This is a genomic window from Streptococcus parasanguinis (genome assembly GCF_016648855.1).
Taxonomy (GTDB): Bacteria; Bacillota; Bacilli; order Lactobacillales; family Streptococcaceae; genus Streptococcus; species Streptococcus parasanguinis_L.
Map to the genome: position 1 here is coordinate 39324 of NZ_JACLQU010000010.1, position 18833 is coordinate 58156.

Sequence of the window (18833 nt, forward strand, 5' to 3'; positions counted from 1 at the left end):
TCTGAGAAATCTTAAAGGGGGCTTAAAGCATTTATATTATCCTGGATTTTTAGTATTTCTAACATCTGACTGAAATATTTGACACATTATTTCAATAAATATGAAATATTTCTTGTGTAGTATAGAGGTATACCAATAAAGGAGTACATAATAATGAATAAAAAACAAATGATGAAACGAATGATTGGACTTAGTTTACTTGCAGGACTTTTCCTTCCAATTGTAGCGAATGCAGATTCTTATACTGTAAAATCAGGTGATACTTTATCAGCTATTGCTAAAGAGAAGAACACAACGGTTGATGCAATTGCTAAGAAAAATAAGATTAGTAACGTGAATCTCATCTCAGTTGGTCAAGTTCTTGAGATTGAAGATGCAAATACAACGCAGAAAACCACGGAGCAAGCTCCTGCTAGTAAAACTGATACTACACAAGCAACAACTACTGTCTCTGCTTCAGATGGCTTGAGTGCGGAGGATGCAGCTGCTAAGGAATGGATTGCCCAAAAAGAGTCAAGTGGTAGTTATACAGCACAAAATGGCCAATATTATGGCCGTTACCAATTGACTATCACTTATTTGAATGGTGATTTATCACCTGCAAACCAAGAAAAAGTGGCCAATCAATATGTTGTCAGCCGTTATGGATCATGGTCAGCAGCTAAAAATTTCTGGTTGGCAAATGGCTGGTATTAAATTCGTATGAAAAGAGTTCTTGAATAGGACTCTTTTTATATTTACAGGCCTGTAAACCCATCGATCCTGATCAACAAAAGAATAGTAAGATGCTTGTTTTCTAATATAAAGCGTGTTAAAATGGTAACTGCTCAAAACGACCTTCAATCGTTGAAGCAAACCACGACCTTCAATCGTGAGAAACGAAAAGATGGGAGAAATCTATGAGTGATAACTCGAAAACACGTGTTGTTGTTGGTATGAGTGGTGGTGTGGATTCATCTGTAACAGCTTTATTATTAAAACAACAGGGTTACGATGTCATCGGCATCTTCATGAAAAACTGGGACGACACAGACGAAAATGGCGTCTGTACAGCTACAGAAGATTACAAAGATGTAGCAGCGGTTGCAGACCAAATTGGCATTCCTTACTATTCTGTCAACTTTGAGAAAGAATACTGGGATCGTGTCTTTGAATATTTCCTTGCTGAATACCGAGCTGGTCGAACACCAAATCCGGATGTCATGTGTAATAAGGAAATCAAATTTAAGGCCTTTTTAGATTATGCTATGACACTCGGTGCAGATTATGTTGCGACAGGGCACTATGCGCGCGTGGCGCGTGATGAGGATGGCATTGTCCATATGTTACGTGGCGTTGACAACGGGAAGGATCAAACTTATTTCTTAAGCCAACTGTCACAAGAACAACTTCAAAAAACCATGTTCCCATTGGGACATTTGGAAAAGCCTGAGGTTCGCCGTCTAGCTGAAGAAGCTGGATTGGCAACAGCTAAAAAGAAAGACTCAACTGGAATTTGCTTTATCGGAGAAAAGAATTTCAAAGAGTTTCTAGGGAACTACCTTCCTGCCCAACCAGGTCGAATGATGACCATCGATGGACGAGATATGGGTGAACATGCTGGTTTGATGTATTACACAATCGGTCAACGGGGTGGACTTGGAATTGGTGGCCAACAAGGTGGAGACAATGCTCCATGGTTTGTAGTTGGGAAAGACCTCAGTCAAAATATTCTTTATGTCGGTCAAGGCTTCTATCATGAAGCATTGATGTCAACAAGTTTACAGGCTAGTCAAGTTCACTTTACACGAGATATGCCAGAAGAGTTTACATTAGAGTGTACAGCTAAGTTCCGCTATCGTCAGCCTGACTCTAAGGTGACTGTACACGTTAAAGGTGACAAGGCAGAAGTGATTTTCGCAGAACCTCAACGAGCCATTACACCAGGACAAGCTGTTGTCTTTTACGACGGTGAAGAATGTCTAGGCGGTGGCTTGATTGACAATGCTTATCGGGATGGAAAAGTTTGTCAGTATATTTAGAATTTTCTAGGAGGAACGAAAGTGTTTCAGTTCTTTAAGAAAAAAATAGAGAATACAAAGACTATCTCTGATTATAAGAAACAATATTTGAGGGAAAAAACGACGGAGTCAATTGAAGCTTTGTTCAAGGAATTGAAGCAATCTAAAGTTTGGGTTCCCTTTAATGCTTCTTTAATGGATGGGAGTGATGAACAAGAAGGTGTTCGTCTAAAACCGGATATTCTACGAAAGGGAGACGACTACTTTTATCCTTGTTTCTTGACGGAACAGGATATTCCTAAAGATTATTACGATCGTTTTTCTTGGCTGCAAATACCTTTTACGGACTGTTTATTTACTGCAGAAAGGATAGGAAAGTTTCCAGTGAGAGGGATTGTTCTAGATGCATTCTCTGATCCAGTTGAGATTGACAAAGGAGTTTTTGAAGCAATCCGTCAGTGTTAGTATATTTAAATTGACAAATTTTCTCAATTTGCTACAATAATAAAAGCAATAGAAATGATGGTCAAAGCTCATGGATGTTGCAGGCTTTTTTGTCCTGCACTTCTCAGAGTTTTGACTATTTTTGTGTGATTTCGAAAGGAAGTAAAATGAGGCAACAGGATTTTCGAACGAAAATAGGTTCTACTGTTTTTGGTGTGAGGGCGACTGCTTTGATTGTAAAAGATAATCGCTTGTTCGTCATAGAAGATGAGGACGGCTGTTATACAATCGGAGGTGCTATTCAAGTCAATGAAACTACAGAGGATGCTGTAGTTCGGGAAGTCAAAGAGGAACTTGGTGTCACATCTACAGCAGGTCCGTTAGCTTTCGTGGTTGAAAATCACTTTGAACAAGCTGGAATCCACTACCATAACATTGAATTTCATTATTTGGTGGACTTGCTAGAAGATGCACCTTTGGTCATGCAGGAAGATACCAAGCAATTACCTTGCCGTTGGATTGCTTTCGATGATTTACACACTGTTGACCTGAAACCGGCCTTTTTAAAATCAGCCCTACCAGAATGGGACGGAAAATTACGACACATCCATCTTGAGAAATAGGAGAAAAAATGACTTATAATTTTATTGAAGAATACGATATCATTGTAATCGGTGCGGGACATGCGGGGGTAGAAGCCTCCCTAGCTGCTAGCCGTATGGGTTGTAAGGTCTTACTTGCGACTATTAACATTGAAATGCTGGCTTTTATGCCTTGTAATCCCTCTATTGGTGGTTCCGCTAAGGGGATTGTCGTGCGTGAAGTCGATGCCCTCGGTGGAGAAATGGCGAAGAATATCGACAAGACCTACATCCAAATGAAAATGCTCAATACTGGTAAAGGTCCTGCGGTTCGTGCACTTCGGGCTCAAGCAGACAAAGAACTTTACTCAAAAGAAATGCGGAAAACGGTTGAAAATCAAGAAAATTTAACTCTTCGCCAAACTATGATTGATGAGATTTTGGTGGAGAATGGTAAGGTTGTTGGTGTAAGGACTGCAACTCACCAAGAATATGGAGCAAAGGCTGTTATTGTCACTACTGGGACAGCTTTACGCGGAGAAATTATCATTGGAGATCTCAAGTATTCGTCAGGACCTAATCATAGTCTAGCTTCTATCAATTTGGCCGATAATCTCAAACAGCTAGGATTAGAAATTGGACGTTTCAAAACAGGGACGCCACCTCGTGTAAAGGCGTCGTCAATTAATTATGACGAAACGGAAATTCAACCCGGAGATAAAGCTCCAAATCATTTTTCTTATACATCGCGTGATGAAGATTATGTAAAGGATCAGGTTCCTTGTTGGTTAACTTATACGAATGGGCATAGCCATGAGATTATCCAAAATAATTTACACCGGGCACCTATGTTTACAGGGGTTGTAAAGGGAGTAGGTCCTCGCTATTGTCCGTCCATTGAGGATAAAATTGTCCGTTTTGCTGACAAAGAGCGTCATCAACTATTTTTAGAACCTGAGGGACGAAATACAGAAGAAGTCTATGTTCAAGGGCTGTCAACGAGTTTACCAGAGGATGTTCAACGGGATCTCGTCCATTCTATTAAGGGACTTGAGAAGGCAGAAATGATGCGAACGGGTTATGCAATTGAGTATGATATGGTTTTGCCTCATCAATTGCGCTCAACTTTGGAAACTAAGAAAATTTCAGGTCTCTTTACAGCTGGCCAAACCAATGGAACGTCTGGCTATGAGGAGGCTGCTGGTCAAGGGATTATTGCAGGGATCAATGCGGCTCTAAAAATCCAAGGAAAACCAGAACTCATTTTGAAACGCAGTGATGGTTATATTGGGGTCATGATCGATGACTTGGTAACAAAGGGAACGATCGAACCGTATCGTTTGTTAACAAGCCGTGCAGAATACCGTCTGATTTTGCGTCATGATAATGCCGATATGCGCTTGACAGAAATGGGACGAGCAATTGGATTGGTAGATGATGAACGTTGGCAACGTTTCGAAACCAAGAAGTATCAGTTTGAAAACGAGATGAAGCGTTTGGATAGCATTAAGTTAAAGCCTGTAAAGGAAACCAATGAGAAGGTTGCTGCAATGGGCTTTAAACCATTGACAGATGCTGTCACTGCTAAAGAATTCTTGCGAAGACCAGAAGTCTCTTACCAAGATGTGGTAGAATTTATCGGTCCTGCAGCTGAAGAACTGGATGATAAAATCATTGAATTGATTGAAACTGAAATTAAATACGAAGGCTATATCTCAAAAGCAATGGACCAAGTCGAAAAAATGAAGCGTATGGAAGAAAAACGAATTCCTGCGAATATTGACTGGGATGATATTGACTCTATTGCAACCGAAGCGCGTCAAAAATTTAAATTAATTAATCCAGAAACGATTGGTCAAGCAAGTCGTATCTCAGGTGTCAATCCAGCGGATATCTCTATTTTAATGGTTTACTTGGAAGGTAAATCTCGGAGTATCTCCAAAAACAAAGCAAACCACTAATCAAATGGGGCTGAGATGATGTTTCAGCCTCAATTTTATGGATTGAAATCTGTTGTTGCTGTTTACACAGTTGTAAACCTTGTTTACAAAGTAGTGAAGTGGAGGAAGAGCTTTTTGCTGGTCGATTTTCTCTGTAATATAGAGAGAAACCTCGCTTTTTACCTCTATTTATGGTATAATTCCGAGAAGAGGTTTATGATGAAAAAATTTCGTTTATCGTTCATCCATTATGTGTTAATTGGTTTTATTTCATTTGCAATTTTAGCAATTTTTTTAAGAATCTTTGGCAAAGGCTATGTAACTCTCATTGCAATTTTTTTAGTCTTAGCTGGATTGATTGCTTTATTTGAATACCAGTTACAAATTTCAGAGTTAGATGAATTAGAACAAATACAATATGTTAACCATCAGGCAGAAAGCGGATTAGCATCCCTCCTTGATAAAATGCCTGTTGGAGTTATCAAGATTAATGAAGAATCAAATGAAGTAGAGTGGTTCAACCCTTATGCTGAATTGATTTTTTCAACAGATGATGGGGACTTTGATGTTGAATCATTGAAAAAATTACTCAATACTTTGTTTGAGGATAAAGGTCATTATGTCACGGTAGCCGATAAGAAATATTCTGTTTACTTTGATCAGACAGCTAGTGTTGTTTACTTTTTTGATGTATCTAGTGAGTATGAGGCAACAGTTGGCTTGGTGACAACTCGTCCTGTTATCGGTATTATCTCTGTTGATAATTATGATGATCTGGAAGATGTCATTTCAGACTCTGATATTAGCAATATCAATAGTTTTATTGCCAACTTTGTAGAAGAGTTTACAGCTCGCTACCATATGTTTTACAGACGTGTGGGAATGGACCGTTTCTATTTGTTTACAGATTACACGGTCTTGGAACAATTGATGGAATCGAAGTTTTCAGTCATCGATAAATTCCGAGAAGAGGCAAAAAATCGTGAACTTCCAATTACCCTAAGTATGGGATTCTCGTATGGTGATGGAGAGCATGATGAAATAGGTAAAGTAGCTCTCTTGAACCTGAACCTTGCGGAAGTTCGTGGTGGGGATCAAGCAGTAGTCAAAGAAAATGATGAACAGAAAAACCCTATTTTCTTTGGTGGTGGAACAGCTTCAGCTGTGAAGCGGACTCGGACTCGCACACGCGCTATGATGACAGCTATTTCGGATAAAATTAAATCCGTTGATCAAGTCTTCATTGTTGGACATAGAAACTTGGATATGGATGCTTTAGGAGCGTCTGTGGGAATGCAGTTTTTCTCTAGCAATATTTTGGCCTCCTCTTATGTGGTCTATGACCCGCATGCAATGGCTAGTGATATTTCAAGAGCGATTGCGAAACTAGAAGAAGAGCAGGTGACGAAAATCCTTCCCCTAGAGGAAGCCATGCAAATGGTGACGGATCGCTCTTTGTTAATTATGGTTGACCATTCTAAGACGGCCTTGACTCTTTCAAAAGAGTTTTATCAGGAATTTCAACAGATTATTGTCATTGACCATCACCGTCGGGATGATGATTTCCCTGAAAATGTTCTGATCACCTATATTGAAAGTGGAGCAAGTAGTGCGAGCGAATTGGTTAGTGAACTTATTCAGTTCCAGAAGTCGAAGAAAAATCGGTTAACGAAGATTCAAGCTAGTGTCTTGATGGCTGGGATTATGCTGGATACTAAGAACTTCTCCGCACGTGTTACGAGTCGGACCTTTGATGTGGCGAGTTACCTTCGTTCAAGAGGTAGTGATAGTGTAACCATCCAGGAGATCTCTGCGATTCAGTTTGATGAGTACCGCGAAGTGAACGAACTGATCTTGACTGGTGAAAAGATTTTGCCGCATATCATCGTAGCTTGTGCCAATACGACTAAAGCCTATGATTCAGTAACTATTAGTAAAGCAGCTGATAGTATGCTGGCCATGTCTGAGGTGGAAGCAACCTTTGTCATTGCTTGTAATCAAAGTGGGACTGTCTCGATTTCTGCACGAAGTCGAAGCAAAGTCAATGTACAGCGTATCATGGAACAGCTTGGCGGAGGAGGTCATTTCAACTCGGCAGCCTCTCAAATTGAGGGTCAAGATTTGATGAGTATTCGTCAACAACTGATTGAGACTATTGAAAACGAAGTAACTATTGAAAAGGAGAATGTAGAATGAAAGTTATTTTCTTAGCGGATGTAAAAGGTAAAGGTAAAAAAGGCGAAATTAAAGAAGTACCTACTGGTTATGCACAAAACTTTTTGATCAAGAAAAATCTTGCGAAAGAAGCCAATGCCCAAGCAATCGGTGAACTTCGTGGAAAGCAAAAGTCAGAAGAAAAAGCGCATGCTGAATTGTTAGCGGAAGCGCAAAAGATTAAAGCAAAATTAGAAGAAGAAGCAACTGTTGTTCAATTCACTGAAAAAATTGGGCCAGATGGCCGTACTTTCGGCTCTATTACCAATAAAAAGATTGCAGAAGAACTTGAGAAACAATTTGGCATTAAGATTGATAAACGTCATATCCAAGTTTCCACTCCAATTCGTTCAACAGGTTTGATTGACGTCCCTGTAAAAATTTATCAAGATGTTACAGGTGTGATTAATATTCGTGTAAACGAAGGGTAAACACGATCGATAGAAAGGTTTTTTTATGGCTGAGATAGAGGAATTACGAACACAACCTCAAGATATCCAAGCTGAACAATCAGTGTTGGGAGCCATTTTTATTGATGAGGGGAAATTGGTCTTTGTTCGTGAATATATCGAGCCTGGCGATTTCTTTAAGTACTCGCACCGTTTGATTTTTAAAGCCATGATCGATCTAGCTGACCGCGGGGATGCGATTGATGCGACGACTGTTCGAAATATTTTAGATAGTCAGGGGGATCTCCAAAATATTGGCGGTCTCTCCTATTTGGTAGAAGTCATTAATTCGGTACCAACTTCAGCTAACGCAGAGTATTACGCGAAAATTGTTGCCGAAAAAGCTGTTTTACGTCGATTGATCTCTCGATTAACGGAAAGTATTAATCAAGCTTATGATGGTGCAAGTCCTTCAGATGAAATCATTGCGGGTGCTGAAAAAGCTCTGATTGATGTTAGTGAAAACGCAAATCGTAGTGGATTTAAAAATATTCGAGACATCTTGAATATAAATTTTGGTAGCTTGGAAGCCCGCTCGCTTCAAACCTCTGATGTTACGGGTATTGCGACAGGCTATCGCGATTTGGACCATATGACGACAGGGCTACATGAGGAAGAATTGATTATTTTAGCGGCTCGTCCTGCAGTAGGGAAAACAGCCTTTGCTCTAAATATTGCTCAAAATATCGGGACAAAGTTGGATAAGACAGTGGCTATTTTCTCATTAGAAATGGGTGCTGAAAGTTTGGTTGACCGGATGTTAGCAGCTGAAGGCTTGATTGAATCCCATTCGATTCGTACAGGTCAATTGACGGATGAAGAGTGGCGGAAATATGCCATTGCTCAAGGAAATTTGGCCAATGCGAGTATTTACATCGATGATACCCCAGGAATTCGGATCACTGAGATTCGTTCGAGAGCAAGAAAATTAGCGCAGGAAACAGGCAATCTCGGTCTTATTCTGATTGACTACCTGCAGCTGATTACAGGAACTGGAAGAGAAAACCGTCAACAGGAAGTTTCAGAAATTTCTCGTCAGTTAAAGATTTTGGCGAAGGAACTAAAAGTTCCCGTTATTGCTTTGAGTCAGCTATCACGTGGTGTGGAACAGCGCCAAGACAAACGTCCTGTTCTTTCTGATATTCGTGAATCTGGATCGATTGAGCAGGATGCGGATATTGTTGCTTTCTTGTACCGTGATGATTATTATGATCGAGCTGGTGAAGAGGAAGAAGATGGAATGCCCAATAATACGGTTGAAGTGATTATTGAGAAAAACCGTTCAGGTGCGCGTGGGACAGTCGAATTAATATTCCAAAAGGAATACAATAAATTCTCAAGTATTTCAAAGAGAGAGGATCAATAAGATGAGTGATGCATTTACAGATGTTGCAAAAATGAAAAAAATTAAGGAAGAGATCAAGGCTCATGAAGGACAAGTGGTTGAAATGACACTTGAAAATGGACGGAAACGTCAAAAAAATAAATTTGGACGCTTGATTGAGGTCTATCCTTCTTTATTTATTATCGAGTATACGAACGACAATAGTTTACCAGGTGAACCAGCTAATACCTACGTGGAGTCTTACACCTATTCAGATATTTTGACAGAGAAGAATTTAATTCGTTATTTGGATTAATTCCTTGCTTTTATCGTCTAAATCAGTTATTATAATAAATACATATGGGAGTCTGTGTACAGTCTGAGAGGAAGTGTAAGCTTCGACCGCACCTGATCTGGGTAATGCCAGCGTAGGAAACAAATGAAATGTATTTTTCGTTATGAGTGACCTTGTGCAATCCGTCTCCTATTTTGGAGGCGTTTTTTATTTGTGAGAAAGGAGGTTACGATGTCTCTTGTAAAAAGATATTCAAAACAATTGATAGGATTTGCAGGTTTTAGCAGTCTTCTTGTCTTATGGCAGTTAGCAGGATTTTTAAATATCCTCCCCAAATTTGTATTACCAACGCCACTTGAAATTGGGAATGCCTTTGTACGAGATCGAGTTCTCCTGATTCATCACAGTTTGTCTACCCTTCAAGTGGCCTTGATTGGACTTGTTATAGGGGTTCTTCTTGCTGCTGGCTTTGCGATTCTCATGGATAGTTTTCAATGGGTGAATGATCTGGTATATCCTTTTATGGTTGTTATTCAAACCATTCCGACGATTGCCTTGGCCCCTATCCTGGTTCTTTGGTTTGGTTATGGTATGCTTCCAAAACTGGTTTTGATCATTATTACGGTGGTATTTCCCATCGTAGTCAGTCTGTTAGATGGTTTTCGGCATTGCGATCAAGATATTCTGAGATTGTTTCAGATTATGCAAGCCAATCGCTTTCAGACTTTAGTCCATTATAAAATTCCTGCAGCGCTTCCTTATTTTTTTGCAGGTTTACGTGTGAGCGTTTCCTATGCTTTTATCAGTACGGTAGTTTCAGAATGGTTAGGAGGTTTTGATGGATTGGGGGTCTATATGATCCAGTCGAAGAAGTTATTTCAGTATGATACGATGTTTGCGATCATTGTATTGATTTCTGCTATTAGTTTACTCGGTATGTTTCTCGTTGACCAATTAGAACGAACCATTCTGAAATGGAAAAAGGATTGACAAACTTGTAAATGGTGTAAAAATTAAATTGACAAAAATGTAAAAGAGGTATAGCTAATGAAAAAGTCAATAGGTTTATTTTTATCAATAATATTGGGATTTGTTTTCTTGAGTGCTTGTCAAAATTCTGTCAAGCAATCGTCAAGTAGTTTGAAAAAGATTGATTTTATTCTAGATTGGACCCCGAATACCAATCATACGGGTCTCTATGTAGCAAAGGAAAAAGGGTATTTTAAAGATGCAGGACTGGATGTAGATATAAAACTTCCGCCGGAAGACAGTAGTTCTGATTTGATTATTAATGGGAAAGCTCCATTTGGTATTTATTTCCAAGATTCTATGGCCAAGAAATTGGATAAAGGTGCGGGGATTACCGCTGTTGCAGCTATCGTCGAACACAATACGTCAGGGATTATTTCAAGAAAAGATGCAGCGATCACAAGTCCAAAAGATTTGGTTGGTAAGAAGTATGGTACCTGGAATGATCCGATTGAGTTGGAAATGATCAAATCGATGATGAAAAAAGAGGGGGCTGATTTTAATCAAGTAAAATTGGTTCCAAATAGTGATTCAAATTCCATTACTCCGATTGAAAATAAGGTCTTTGATGCTGCTTGGATTTATCACGGTTGGGATGGAATTTTAGCTGAGCAAAAGGGAATGAAGACCAATTTCTTCTATATGAAAGATTTTGTTCCTGCATTTGACTACTATTCGCCTGTTATTATTGCTAACAATGACTATTTGAAGTCTCATAAAGAGGAAGCAAAAAAATTCATTCAAGCGGTGAAAAAAGGCTACCAATATGCTATAGAGCATCCAGAAGAAGCTGCGGATATCTTGATCAAACAGGCCCCTGCCTTAGCTAACCAGCGTGATTTTGTACTCGCTTCCCAAAAATATCTTTCTAATCAATATGCTTCAGACAAGGACAAGTGGGGGCAGTTTGATCCTAAGCGGTGGAATGCTTTTTATGCTTGGGCAAAAGAGCAAGGATTGGTTTCAAATGACTTAGAAGACAAAGGTTTCACAAACGAATTGGTAGGTGACTGATATTTTAACCGTAAAAGATGTAAGTTTCTCTTTTGGAGATAAAGCAGTTTTAAATAATGTATCACTAGAAGTGCAAAAAGGAGAAATCGTCTCTATTCTAGGTCCGAGTGGGGTAGGGAAATCAACCTTGTTTAATTTAATTGCTGGGATCCTTCCCTTACAAAAGGGTACCATAGAAGTAGATAATGCTCCGATCTCCTTTGGGAAAGTCAGCTATATGCTACAAAAGGATCTTTTGTTGGAACATAAGACAGTATTGGGAAATATTATTCTTCCCCTTCAATTGAAAAAGATTCCTAAGGAAGAGGCGACATCTACAGCTCTAAAATTGTTAGATGAATTTAAATTGGGAAGTATCGCCAACCTTTATCCCAATGCCCTGAGTGGGGGGATGCGGCAACGGGTGGCGCTATTGAGAACCTATCTTCTGGGTCATTCTGTCTTCCTATTAGATGAAGCTTTTAGTGCCTTAGATGAATTGACAAGGCAGGATCTTTATCACTGGTATCTAGACAGTAAGGAACGTCTTGGTCTCACCACTCTAGTGATCACTCATAGTATCGAAGAAGCTTTGACATTGAGTGACCGGATCTATATCTTAAATCATAATCCCGGTGAAATTATTGCAGATCTTCCTTTAAAATGGGATCCAGCAACGGATAGAGACTGGCAACAATTGCAATATAAAAAACGAATCATAGAATTATTGTCTGAATTTCATTGAAATTGTTTTGAAGGACTTTACAAAGTTTCTATTCCGTGATAGAATAGAATTTGTGCGAAATGACAGCAGGACAAAATGAAGCTCGTCAACAGGAAGTCAGCTAGAAAAGTAACCTTTGCTGTTTGGGCGAAGGCTTTCTGAACGAATCAGGTTTGTCTAAAACGTTATTTCCTACAAAAATTATTTTTATAGGAGGACATTTTAAATGTCACGTTATACAGGACCATCTTGGAAACAATCTCGCCGTCTTGGCTTGTCACTTACAGGTACAGGTAAAGAATTGGCACGTCGTAACTACGTACCAGGTCAACACGGACCAAACAACCGTTCAAAATTGTCAGAATACGGTTTGCAATTAGCTGAGAAACAAAAACTTCGTTTCTCTTACGGACTTGGTGAAAAACAATTCCGTAACTTGTTCGTACAAGCTACTAAAGTTAAAGAAGGAACTGTCGGTTTCAACTTCATGCTTCTTTTGGAACGTCGTTTGGATAACGTTGTTTACCGTCTTGGACTTGCGACTACTCGTCGTCAAGCTCGTCAATTCGTTAACCACGGTCACATCCTTGTTGACGGAAAACGCGTTGATATCCCTTCATACCGTGTAACTCCAGGTCAAGTGATCTCAGTTCGCGAAAAATCAGCTAAAGTTCCAGCTATCCTTGAAGCTGTTGAAGCTACAGTTGGACGTCCAGCATTTGTATCATTCGATGCTGACAAACTTGAAGGTTCATTGACTCGCCTTCCAGAACGCGATGAAATCAACCCAGAAATCAACGAAGCACTTGTCGTTGAATTCTACAACAAAATGCTTTAATTTTAAGATATACCTTACAGAAAGCCTACAACAGTGGGCTTTTTGTTTTGTCTTAAAGGGTTGATTTCTGGGTTTGTTCAGTTACAAATTTTCTAAAGCTGTTTCATTAAATGAGACAGTTTTTTGTTTTCTTAAAACCTAAACCTGCTAATAAAAAAACTCCTGATCTAGATCGATCAGGAGAGACTGTTACCGTAACATTTTCATTAAAAATTCAGCCATTTGTTGAGGGCTTTCTTTTTTTCCGCGAGAAACCCACATTTGACAGACTCCGAAGAAGGCATTGGTCAGATAGACAGAACTGTAGACTCTTTCAATATCTGTTAATGATTTATGACTATAGCGCTCTTGCAAACTATCAACCAGAAGAATCTGTAATTTATGTCGTAAGAAGGTCTGTATCTCCTTGGTTCCATTCTCTGTCAGAAGAACCGCGAAGAGTGGCTCCTTGGTTAGAAATTCGAACACTTCTGTAATCGCTTGGCGCTTGTCATCTTGGTGTTTATCAAAGATATATTCAAGCTTGTGAAAGAGTGCTTGTTGGTAGCGCTCGATCATGTCATACTTGTCTCGATAGTGGGTATAAAAGCTAGAGCGACTAATGCCGGATTCTTGTGCTAACTCAACCGTCGTGATTTGGTCGAATGATTCCTTTTCGAGTAGTCGAACCATCGCCTCCTCGATATTTCGTTTTGTTTTTAATCGTTTATTGCTCTCAGTCATCTGTTAATCCTTTTTGCACAAAATTATACACAGTGTCTAAAAATAAAGATTTCCTACTTGTGAAAATTTCTAGAAACTGTATAATCTATTATATCAGAAATTTAGACAATGTGTATAAAAAGGAGACAAAAAATATGATGAAAGAATGGAAGGCTATTCTTAAAAAGCCAACATTTATCATTGTCATGATTGGAGTTGCTTTGATTCCAGCTCTTTATAATATTATTTTTCTATCTTCCATGTGGGATCCATATGGCCAAGTTTCGGATCTTCCTGTAGCGGTTGTCAATAAGGATCAATCTGCTACATATAATGGACAAAAAATGGAAATCGGAAAAGACATGGTGTCCAATTTGAAGGACAATGACTCACTTGATTTTCATTTTGTAGATGAGAAAGCTGCGAAAGATGGTCTCAAAAATGGCGATTATTATATGATTGTAACCCTGCCTGAGGATCTTTCAAAAAAAGCTAGCTCCATCTTAACCAATCATCCGGAACAGATGACCATTGATTACCAAACGTCCAGTGGTCATAGTTTTATCGCAGGGAAAATGAGCGACACTGCGATGACAAAAATGAAGCAGTCAGTGGCTGAAAAAGTGACCAATACGTATACAACAGCTTTATTTTCCAAAATGGGATCGCTTAAAACTGGTATGGGGACAGCGGCAGATGGAAGTGCTAAATTAGCAGATGGTGCAAGTAAATTGGAAGATGGTGGTCAAACACTATCTACTAATTTGAATACATTGGCTCGTTCAAGCTTAGCATTTTCAGATGGTGCAACTACTCTTCGTACAGGTCTAGCGGCTTATACAGATGGTGTTGGTCAATTAGGAAATGGTCTCAATCAAATGGCTGGTCAACTTCCAAACTTGGTATCTGGCGTCAATCAATTAAATAATGGGTTTGGTACTTTTAATACAGGCTTGATGGCTTATGCTACCGGAGTGGATCGATTAGGAAATGGTCTCAATCAAATGGCGAGTCAAACCCCTCAGTTGGCTTCAGGAGTTGGTCAATTAACCAGCGGTATGGGGACCCTCAATGATGGTCTTGGGAATTATACCAATGGCGTGCGTCAATTGAATTCAGGCCTATCTAACTTTTCAAATGGTTTAGCAACCTATACAAATGGAGTCGCTACTTTATCAGAGGGAGCGGGTCAATTAAGTAGTCAATCTGCTACCCTTCGAAATGGGGTTTCACAATTAGAATCAGGTATTCAAACATTATCAAGCCAGCTACAAGCTTCTACAAGTCAATCCGCTCAGATTGATCAATTGGCAGCAGGTTTAAACCAATTAAATGCAGCGATTCAAAATGCTACGGTAGATACCAGTCAACTTTCGTCTGGATTGACGAGTATTGCGAATTCAGCTCAATCAATCCTTGCTTCAGCCCAAGCGGATCGTGCAAATGCCCTTGCAAGTGTGCAAGGGACAGCAGCCTATCAAGCAATGACAGCTGACCAACAAGCGGAAATCAATGCGGCAATCTCATCGAGCCCAAGCTCGAGTGAAACGGCGGCTCAAGGGATCTTGACAACGATTCAAACGATCCAAGGTAGTTTGAATACAGGAAATAGCTTGACACAACTGCAAACGGCAGCCAATCAAGTTTTACCGACAGCTTCTTCTACCTTGACAGACTTGTCAAGTGGCTTGTCTAAGATCCAATCCGCAGTTAGTGGACAATTGTTGCCAGCTAGTCAAACCATCAGTCAAGGGATCAGCGCTTATACAGCTGGTGTCGATAAAATCGCTAATGGAGCAACCCAACTTCAGACGAATAGCAGTACTTTAACAAATGGGGCTAGTCAGTTAGCAGCAGGTGTTGGTCAACTAGATAGTAAATCATCAGAATTACTTGCAGGAAGCAATCAATTGGCTTCTGGTCTAGGTGAGTTAAATGGGAAGATGCCTGCCTTGACATCAGGCATGAATCAACTGGCTTCAGGAGCGACCCAATTAACAGGTAAGTCGGGTGAATTGGTTGCTGGTGCTGGAAAATTAGCTGACGGTGTAGGACAATTGAACAGCAAGACTCCAGAGTTGGCAGGTGGTGTCAATAAACTTGTCACTGGTGTCAATCAGTTGACAGAAAAATCAGGTCAACTAGTTACCGGAGCTGATAAACTAGCCGACGGTGCAAATCAAATCTCAGATGGGTCCAGCAAATTAGCAGCAGGTGGCCAAACATTGACAAATGGTTTAGGTGAATTAGCAACAGGAAGCCAAACCTTGAGTCAAGGATTAAACGATGCTAAGGGACAATTGAATGTGGCTACAACTGAAAAAGAAAACGCTAAAACCTTAGCAGATCCTGTCACTTTGTCTAAAACAGACCGTGACAATGTCCCGGTGAATGGTGTCGGAATGGCTCCTTATATGATCTCTGTAGCACTCTTTGTTTGTGCCTTGTCAACCAACATGATCTTTGCAAAATTACCATCCGGTCGTCATCCTGAAAGTCGCTGGGCATGGTTTAAATCTCGCTTTGAGGTCAACGGAACGATTGCGGTGATTGCAGGAGTCTTGGTCTATGGTGCCGTTCACTTGATTGGTTTATCAGCTAATCATGAGATGGCTACTCTCTTCCTTTGTGTGATTGGTAGTGTATCTTTCATGTCTATCGTAACAGCTTTAACGACATGGCAAAGAAAAGTCGGTGCTTTCCTTTCCTTGATCCTCTTGCTCTTGCAATTGGCTTCTAGTGCAGGAACTTATCCTCTTGCTTTGACAAATGGATTTTTCCAAGCTATTCATCCATTCTTGCCAATGAGTTATACCGTTTCTGGTCTTCGTCAAACGATTTCGATGACAGGAGAAATTGGAAATCAAGTGGCCTTCCTTCTGATGACTATTGTTCTTTTTGCAGGCCTCGGAATGTGGTTCTATAATCCAAAAAAATATGAAGAGGACTAATCTTCGGGAACTCCCAACAGAATGTGTTGGGAGTTTTTTGTTTCATGTGAAACAAAAGGCTGGGACAAAAGTCCTAGCCTCTCAATTGTTTTTGGGTTGTCTAGCAAGACGCAGTGGTTGAGTGGGCTCTACTACGCTGATTTCATCAGCTTTTACAGCCCTACTCAACTGTGCGGAGGTGGGACGACGAAATCGAATTCTAACGAATTACCGATTTCTGTCCCACTCTCTTATTATTTAAAGAAGACAACATCAGGATTTGGTGTAATATAGAGAAGTTGGTCGTTTTCAAAGACCAGTTGGATAGTGTTGTTTTTATAGGTGTAAATGGTGTAGTTTACTCCGAATTTAGAAGCTTGTTTGAGATCAACAGCTCCCATCAAAAAGGCGTGAGCTTGTTCCCCTGTGATTTTTCCCTCGTGGTAGAGCCCTTTAATATTTTCTAATTCGGTATTTTCAAAAGATTCGGCAATATAAGCAGGGTCTGTTATTTGTTTCTCTGGATTTCCAAGAATTGTTTGGACAAGAGCGGTGGTATATCCTTCATAATCCGGCGTCTGTGCAAAAATTTTATCGTCATTTCTAGAGTAGGCTACTTTTAAGTTCCCTGTCGCATAAATTTTATCTTTGGGTGCTTCTTGAGCATTTCTAGGGAGTCCTTCGGTTGTGACGATGTCCGAAGAGGGCTGTGTAGTGGTTGAAGGAGAGCTAGAGGAGTTGCTTGAGCTATTTGAACTAGTTGAACGAATCGGGTGGCTAGAACGACTCGAGCTACTTTTTTTAAAGGTTTTCTTTTTTGAGCTGGTAGTAGTGGGTACTTTTTTAAAGTTGATCTTAAGGTCCGGCACACAGGCTGATAGAAAAAGAAGAGACAGCAACAGTGTGAAGAAAAGAGGGAGTGTTTGTTTTTTCATCATGTTCCTTTCGATAAGCTGATTGATTTTCTATTCTATCATAAAAAGGGTAACAAAAAAAGGTCAGGAAGAAATCCTGCCTTTATTTGTTATTATGGATGCCCACCTCCAGGTCCACCGCCTTGAGGTCCGCCACCGCCTGGGGCCCCACCGCCTCCAGGCATGGAGTTGACAATTTCCGTTTGTTTTTCACCGTTGATATAGATGTCTCCGCCAGTGTAGGTAGCAGTACCATCAAAGTCGAATCCAGATTGACCCGTTAATTTAATGGTTCCTCCGGTAACAGTGATATTTCCATTCGAATCAATTGGATCGGTATCACCTTGGCCAACTTCAACGTTGAGGGTTCCACCATTCATAGTGAAGAAAATTTCATCTTGGTTAGCATTGGCATTGGCCGCATTGACACCGTCATCGGTTGCATAGATGGTGATATCTCCACCGTTGATGGTGATCGATTTTCCTTCTAGACCTTCGACAGAATCGGTTACCTTGTAGGTTCCGCTATCGATGATCAGATCACCAGAAGCATGGATTCCGTCGTCTCCTGCAGTGATGGTCATTTTGTTATCTGAAAGGTACATGGTTCCGACCGAAGTATCTTCATCATTATCCACCTTGACGGCATCTTCATCTGCATCGATGGTCATGGTCGTACCAGTGATATTGAGTTCGTCATTGACGTTGAAGGCATCTCCTACAGCCGTTATCTTATAGGTTCCACCTGTGATATGGAGAGTGTCATTGGCTTTGATACCGTTGTTCTTCTTAGCGTCAATGTTGAGCGTACCTGAACCATTGATGGTGAGGTCGCCTTTAGAGAAGATCACCGCATCGGCATCTTCATCATTGTTTGAACTTGAATCAGACAAGGTATTGGTCGTGCCATCTGCTAGAGTCAGGTAGACATGACCTGCTTTCGTAGCAGAAATTGGCGCGTTGGTGTTGGTCATGGTAACGCCTTTCAAGACGATGTGAACATCATCTGAGTCACCTGCTTCGACCTTGATTTGAACTCCATCGGATTCACCAGAGATGACATAGGTTCCAGCCTTTGAGATGGTCACAGTTGATCCAGATACAGCTACGCCGTCACCTGATACACTTGCAGAAGATCCAGATAGTTTTACAGTAGAGGCTTTGCTTTCATCATAAGAGCTGTCCTTGTCCTTATCTGTAAAATAGTTGGAATTGTTTGTTTTATTTTTTGAAGTAGAAGTAGTGGTTGTTTGTGCAGTATTGCTTTTTGTAGCTGATTGTGATGACGCCTGGGTGCAAGCTGTCAGTAAGGTGAGGGTTGCGGCCCCCGTTAATAAAAATTTCCATTTGTTTGATTTCATGAGCTTTTCCTCTCGTTCAATTGATATGCTCCTAGTCTAAAGTTGCTAGCTGAAAGTTTCCTAAAGTTTTTCTGAAAGGAACCTTAACTTTAGTT

The 18833-nt window shown here is 40.2% G+C and carries 17 protein-coding genes; 14 read left to right on the forward strand and 3 right to left on the reverse strand.

Going from position 1 to position 18833, the window contains the following annotated elements; all coding sequences use genetic code 11:
- Positions 1–153 precede the first annotated feature (153 nt).
- From apf to rpsD, 13 genes are all read left to right on the forward strand, one after another.
- Positions 154–696 (forward strand): aggregation-promoting factor, encoded by a 543-nt coding sequence (gene apf / locus H7T92_RS07155; protein ID WP_023919981.1) that lies wholly within the window; start codon positions 154–156, stop codon positions 694–696.
- A gap of 203 nt (positions 697–899) precedes the next feature.
- On the forward strand, positions 900–2021 hold the full coding sequence (mnmA, locus tag H7T92_RS07160) for a tRNA 2-thiouridine(34) synthase MnmA (RefSeq protein ID WP_023919979.1): 1122 nt from the start codon (positions 900–902) through the stop codon (positions 2019–2021).
- 21 nt (positions 2022–2042) lie between these two features.
- The gene (locus H7T92_RS07165) at positions 2043–2465 is read left to right on the forward strand and encodes an SseB family protein (RefSeq protein WP_023919977.1); all 423 of its coding nucleotides are present in this window, start codon (positions 2043–2045) and stop codon (positions 2463–2465) included.
- Between the two features lie 146 nt (positions 2466–2611).
- On the forward strand, positions 2612–3067 hold the full coding sequence (locus H7T92_RS07170) for an NUDIX hydrolase (RefSeq protein WP_195327046.1): 456 nt from the start codon (positions 2612–2614) through the stop codon (positions 3065–3067).
- Between the two features lie 8 nt (positions 3068–3075).
- Positions 3076–4986: a tRNA uridine-5-carboxymethylaminomethyl(34) synthesis enzyme MnmG gene (gene mnmG / locus H7T92_RS07175; protein ID WP_023919976.1), complete on the forward strand. Its 1911-nt coding sequence runs from the start codon at positions 3076–3078 to the stop codon at positions 4984–4986.
- Positions 4987–5184: 198 nt separating this feature from the next.
- Entirely contained in the window at positions 5185–7161 is a 1977-nt protein-coding gene (locus H7T92_RS07180) for a GGDEF domain-containing protein (RefSeq protein ID WP_462217719.1), read from the forward strand.
- The gene (rplI, locus tag H7T92_RS07185) at positions 7158–7610 is read left to right on the forward strand and encodes a 50S ribosomal protein L9 (protein WP_023919974.1); all 453 of its coding nucleotides are present in this window, start codon (positions 7158–7160) and stop codon (positions 7608–7610) included. The genes H7T92_RS07180 and rplI overlap by 4 nt, the downstream gene beginning before the upstream one ends.
- Positions 7611–7635: 25 nt before the next feature.
- Positions 7636–8994 carry a replicative DNA helicase gene (gene dnaB, locus H7T92_RS07190; RefSeq protein ID WP_023919973.1) on the forward strand — a complete coding sequence of 453 codons (1359 nt, stop codon included), beginning with the start codon at positions 7636–7638 and terminating at the stop codon, positions 8992–8994.
- Between the two features lies 1 nt (position 8995).
- The gene (locus H7T92_RS07195) at positions 8996–9268 is read left to right on the forward strand and encodes a Veg family protein (protein WP_003009183.1); all 273 of its coding nucleotides are present in this window, start codon (positions 8996–8998) and stop codon (positions 9266–9268) included.
- A gap of 210 nt (positions 9269–9478) precedes the next feature.
- Positions 9479–10237: an ABC transporter permease gene (locus H7T92_RS07200; RefSeq protein ID WP_049471779.1), complete on the forward strand. Its 759-nt coding sequence runs from the start codon at positions 9479–9481 to the stop codon at positions 10235–10237.
- 57 nt (positions 10238–10294) lie between these two features.
- Positions 10295–11290 (forward strand): ABC transporter substrate-binding protein, encoded by a 996-nt coding sequence (locus tag H7T92_RS07205; RefSeq protein ID WP_049471780.1) that lies wholly within the window; start codon positions 10295–10297, stop codon positions 11288–11290.
- Positions 11283–12014: an ABC transporter ATP-binding protein gene (locus H7T92_RS07210; RefSeq protein WP_049471781.1), complete on the forward strand. Its 732-nt coding sequence runs from the start codon at positions 11283–11285 to the stop codon at positions 12012–12014. The genes H7T92_RS07205 and H7T92_RS07210 overlap by 8 nt, the downstream gene beginning before the upstream one ends.
- A 205-nt stretch (positions 12015–12219) precedes the next feature.
- Positions 12220–12831 (forward strand): 30S ribosomal protein S4, encoded by a 612-nt coding sequence (gene rpsD / locus H7T92_RS07215; RefSeq protein ID WP_003002210.1) that lies wholly within the window; start codon positions 12220–12222, stop codon positions 12829–12831.
- A 189-nt stretch (positions 12832–13020) separates the two neighbouring features.
- On the opposite strand, the gene H7T92_RS07220 is transcribed toward rpsD, so the two are convergent.
- Positions 13021–13554 carry a TetR/AcrR family transcriptional regulator gene (locus H7T92_RS07220; RefSeq protein WP_003001962.1) on the reverse strand — a complete coding sequence of 178 codons (534 nt, stop codon included), beginning with the start codon at positions 13552–13554 and terminating at the stop codon, positions 13021–13023.
- 134 nt (positions 13555–13688) lie between these two features.
- Between H7T92_RS07220 and H7T92_RS07225 the strand changes: the two genes are divergently transcribed.
- Positions 13689–16484, forward strand: a complete 2796-nt coding sequence (locus tag H7T92_RS07225; protein ID WP_201037413.1) for a YhgE/Pip domain-containing protein — start codon at positions 13689–13691, stop codon at positions 16482–16484.
- A gap of 233 nt (positions 16485–16717) precedes the next feature.
- On the opposite strand, the gene H7T92_RS07230 is transcribed toward H7T92_RS07225, so the two are convergent.
- Positions 16718–17401 carry a DUF4947 domain-containing protein gene (locus H7T92_RS07230; protein WP_201037414.1) on the reverse strand — a complete coding sequence of 228 codons (684 nt, stop codon included), beginning with the start codon at positions 17399–17401 and terminating at the stop codon, positions 16718–16720.
- A gap of 89 nt (positions 17402–17490) precedes the next feature.
- A complete protein-coding gene (locus tag H7T92_RS07235; RefSeq protein WP_201037415.1) occupies positions 17491–18738 on the reverse strand; it encodes a carbohydrate-binding domain-containing protein in 1248 nt (415 codons plus the stop codon).
- Between the last annotated feature and the right edge of the window lie 95 nt (positions 18739–18833).

Bases quoted from the DNA above. Each gene is read 5' to 3' on its own strand.
- rpsD (WP_003002210.1), top strand. From the start codon at position 12,220: ATGTCACGTTATACAGGACCATCTTGGAAACAATCTCGCCGTCTTGGC.
- H7T92_RS07180 (WP_462217719.1), top strand. From the start codon at position 5,185: ATGAAAAAATTTCGTTTATCGTTCATCCATTATGTGTTAATTGGTTTT.
- H7T92_RS07235 (WP_201037415.1), bottom strand. From the start codon at position 18,738: ATGAAATCAAACAAATGGAAATTTTTATTAACGGGGGCCGCAACCCTC.
- H7T92_RS07230 (WP_201037414.1), bottom strand. From the start codon at position 17,401: ATGATGAAAAAACAAACACTCCCTCTTTTCTTCACACTGTTGCTGTCT.
- mnmA (WP_023919979.1), top strand. From the start codon at position 900: ATGAGTGATAACTCGAAAACACGTGTTGTTGTTGGTATGAGTGGTGGT.
- H7T92_RS07225 (WP_201037413.1), top strand. From the start codon at position 13,689: ATGATGAAAGAATGGAAGGCTATTCTTAAAAAGCCAACATTTATCATT.
- H7T92_RS07170 (WP_195327046.1), top strand. From the start codon at position 2,612: ATGAGGCAACAGGATTTTCGAACGAAAATAGGTTCTACTGTTTTTGGT.
- H7T92_RS07195 (WP_003009183.1), top strand. From the start codon at position 8,996: ATGAGTGATGCATTTACAGATGTTGCAAAAATGAAAAAAATTAAGGAA.
- H7T92_RS07220 (WP_003001962.1), bottom strand. From the start codon at position 13,554: ATGACTGAGAGCAATAAACGATTAAAAACAAAACGAAATATCGAGGAG.
- H7T92_RS07200 (WP_049471779.1), top strand. From the start codon at position 9,479: ATGTCTCTTGTAAAAAGATATTCAAAACAATTGATAGGATTTGCAGGT.
- rplI (WP_023919974.1), top strand. From the start codon at position 7,158: ATGAAAGTTATTTTCTTAGCGGATGTAAAAGGTAAAGGTAAAAAAGGC.
- mnmG (WP_023919976.1), top strand. From the start codon at position 3,076: ATGACTTATAATTTTATTGAAGAATACGATATCATTGTAATCGGTGCG.
- dnaB (WP_023919973.1), top strand. From the start codon at position 7,636: ATGGCTGAGATAGAGGAATTACGAACACAACCTCAAGATATCCAAGCT.
- H7T92_RS07205 (WP_049471780.1), top strand. From the start codon at position 10,295: ATGAAAAAGTCAATAGGTTTATTTTTATCAATAATATTGGGATTTGTT.
- apf (WP_023919981.1), top strand. From the start codon at position 154: ATGAATAAAAAACAAATGATGAAACGAATGATTGGACTTAGTTTACTT.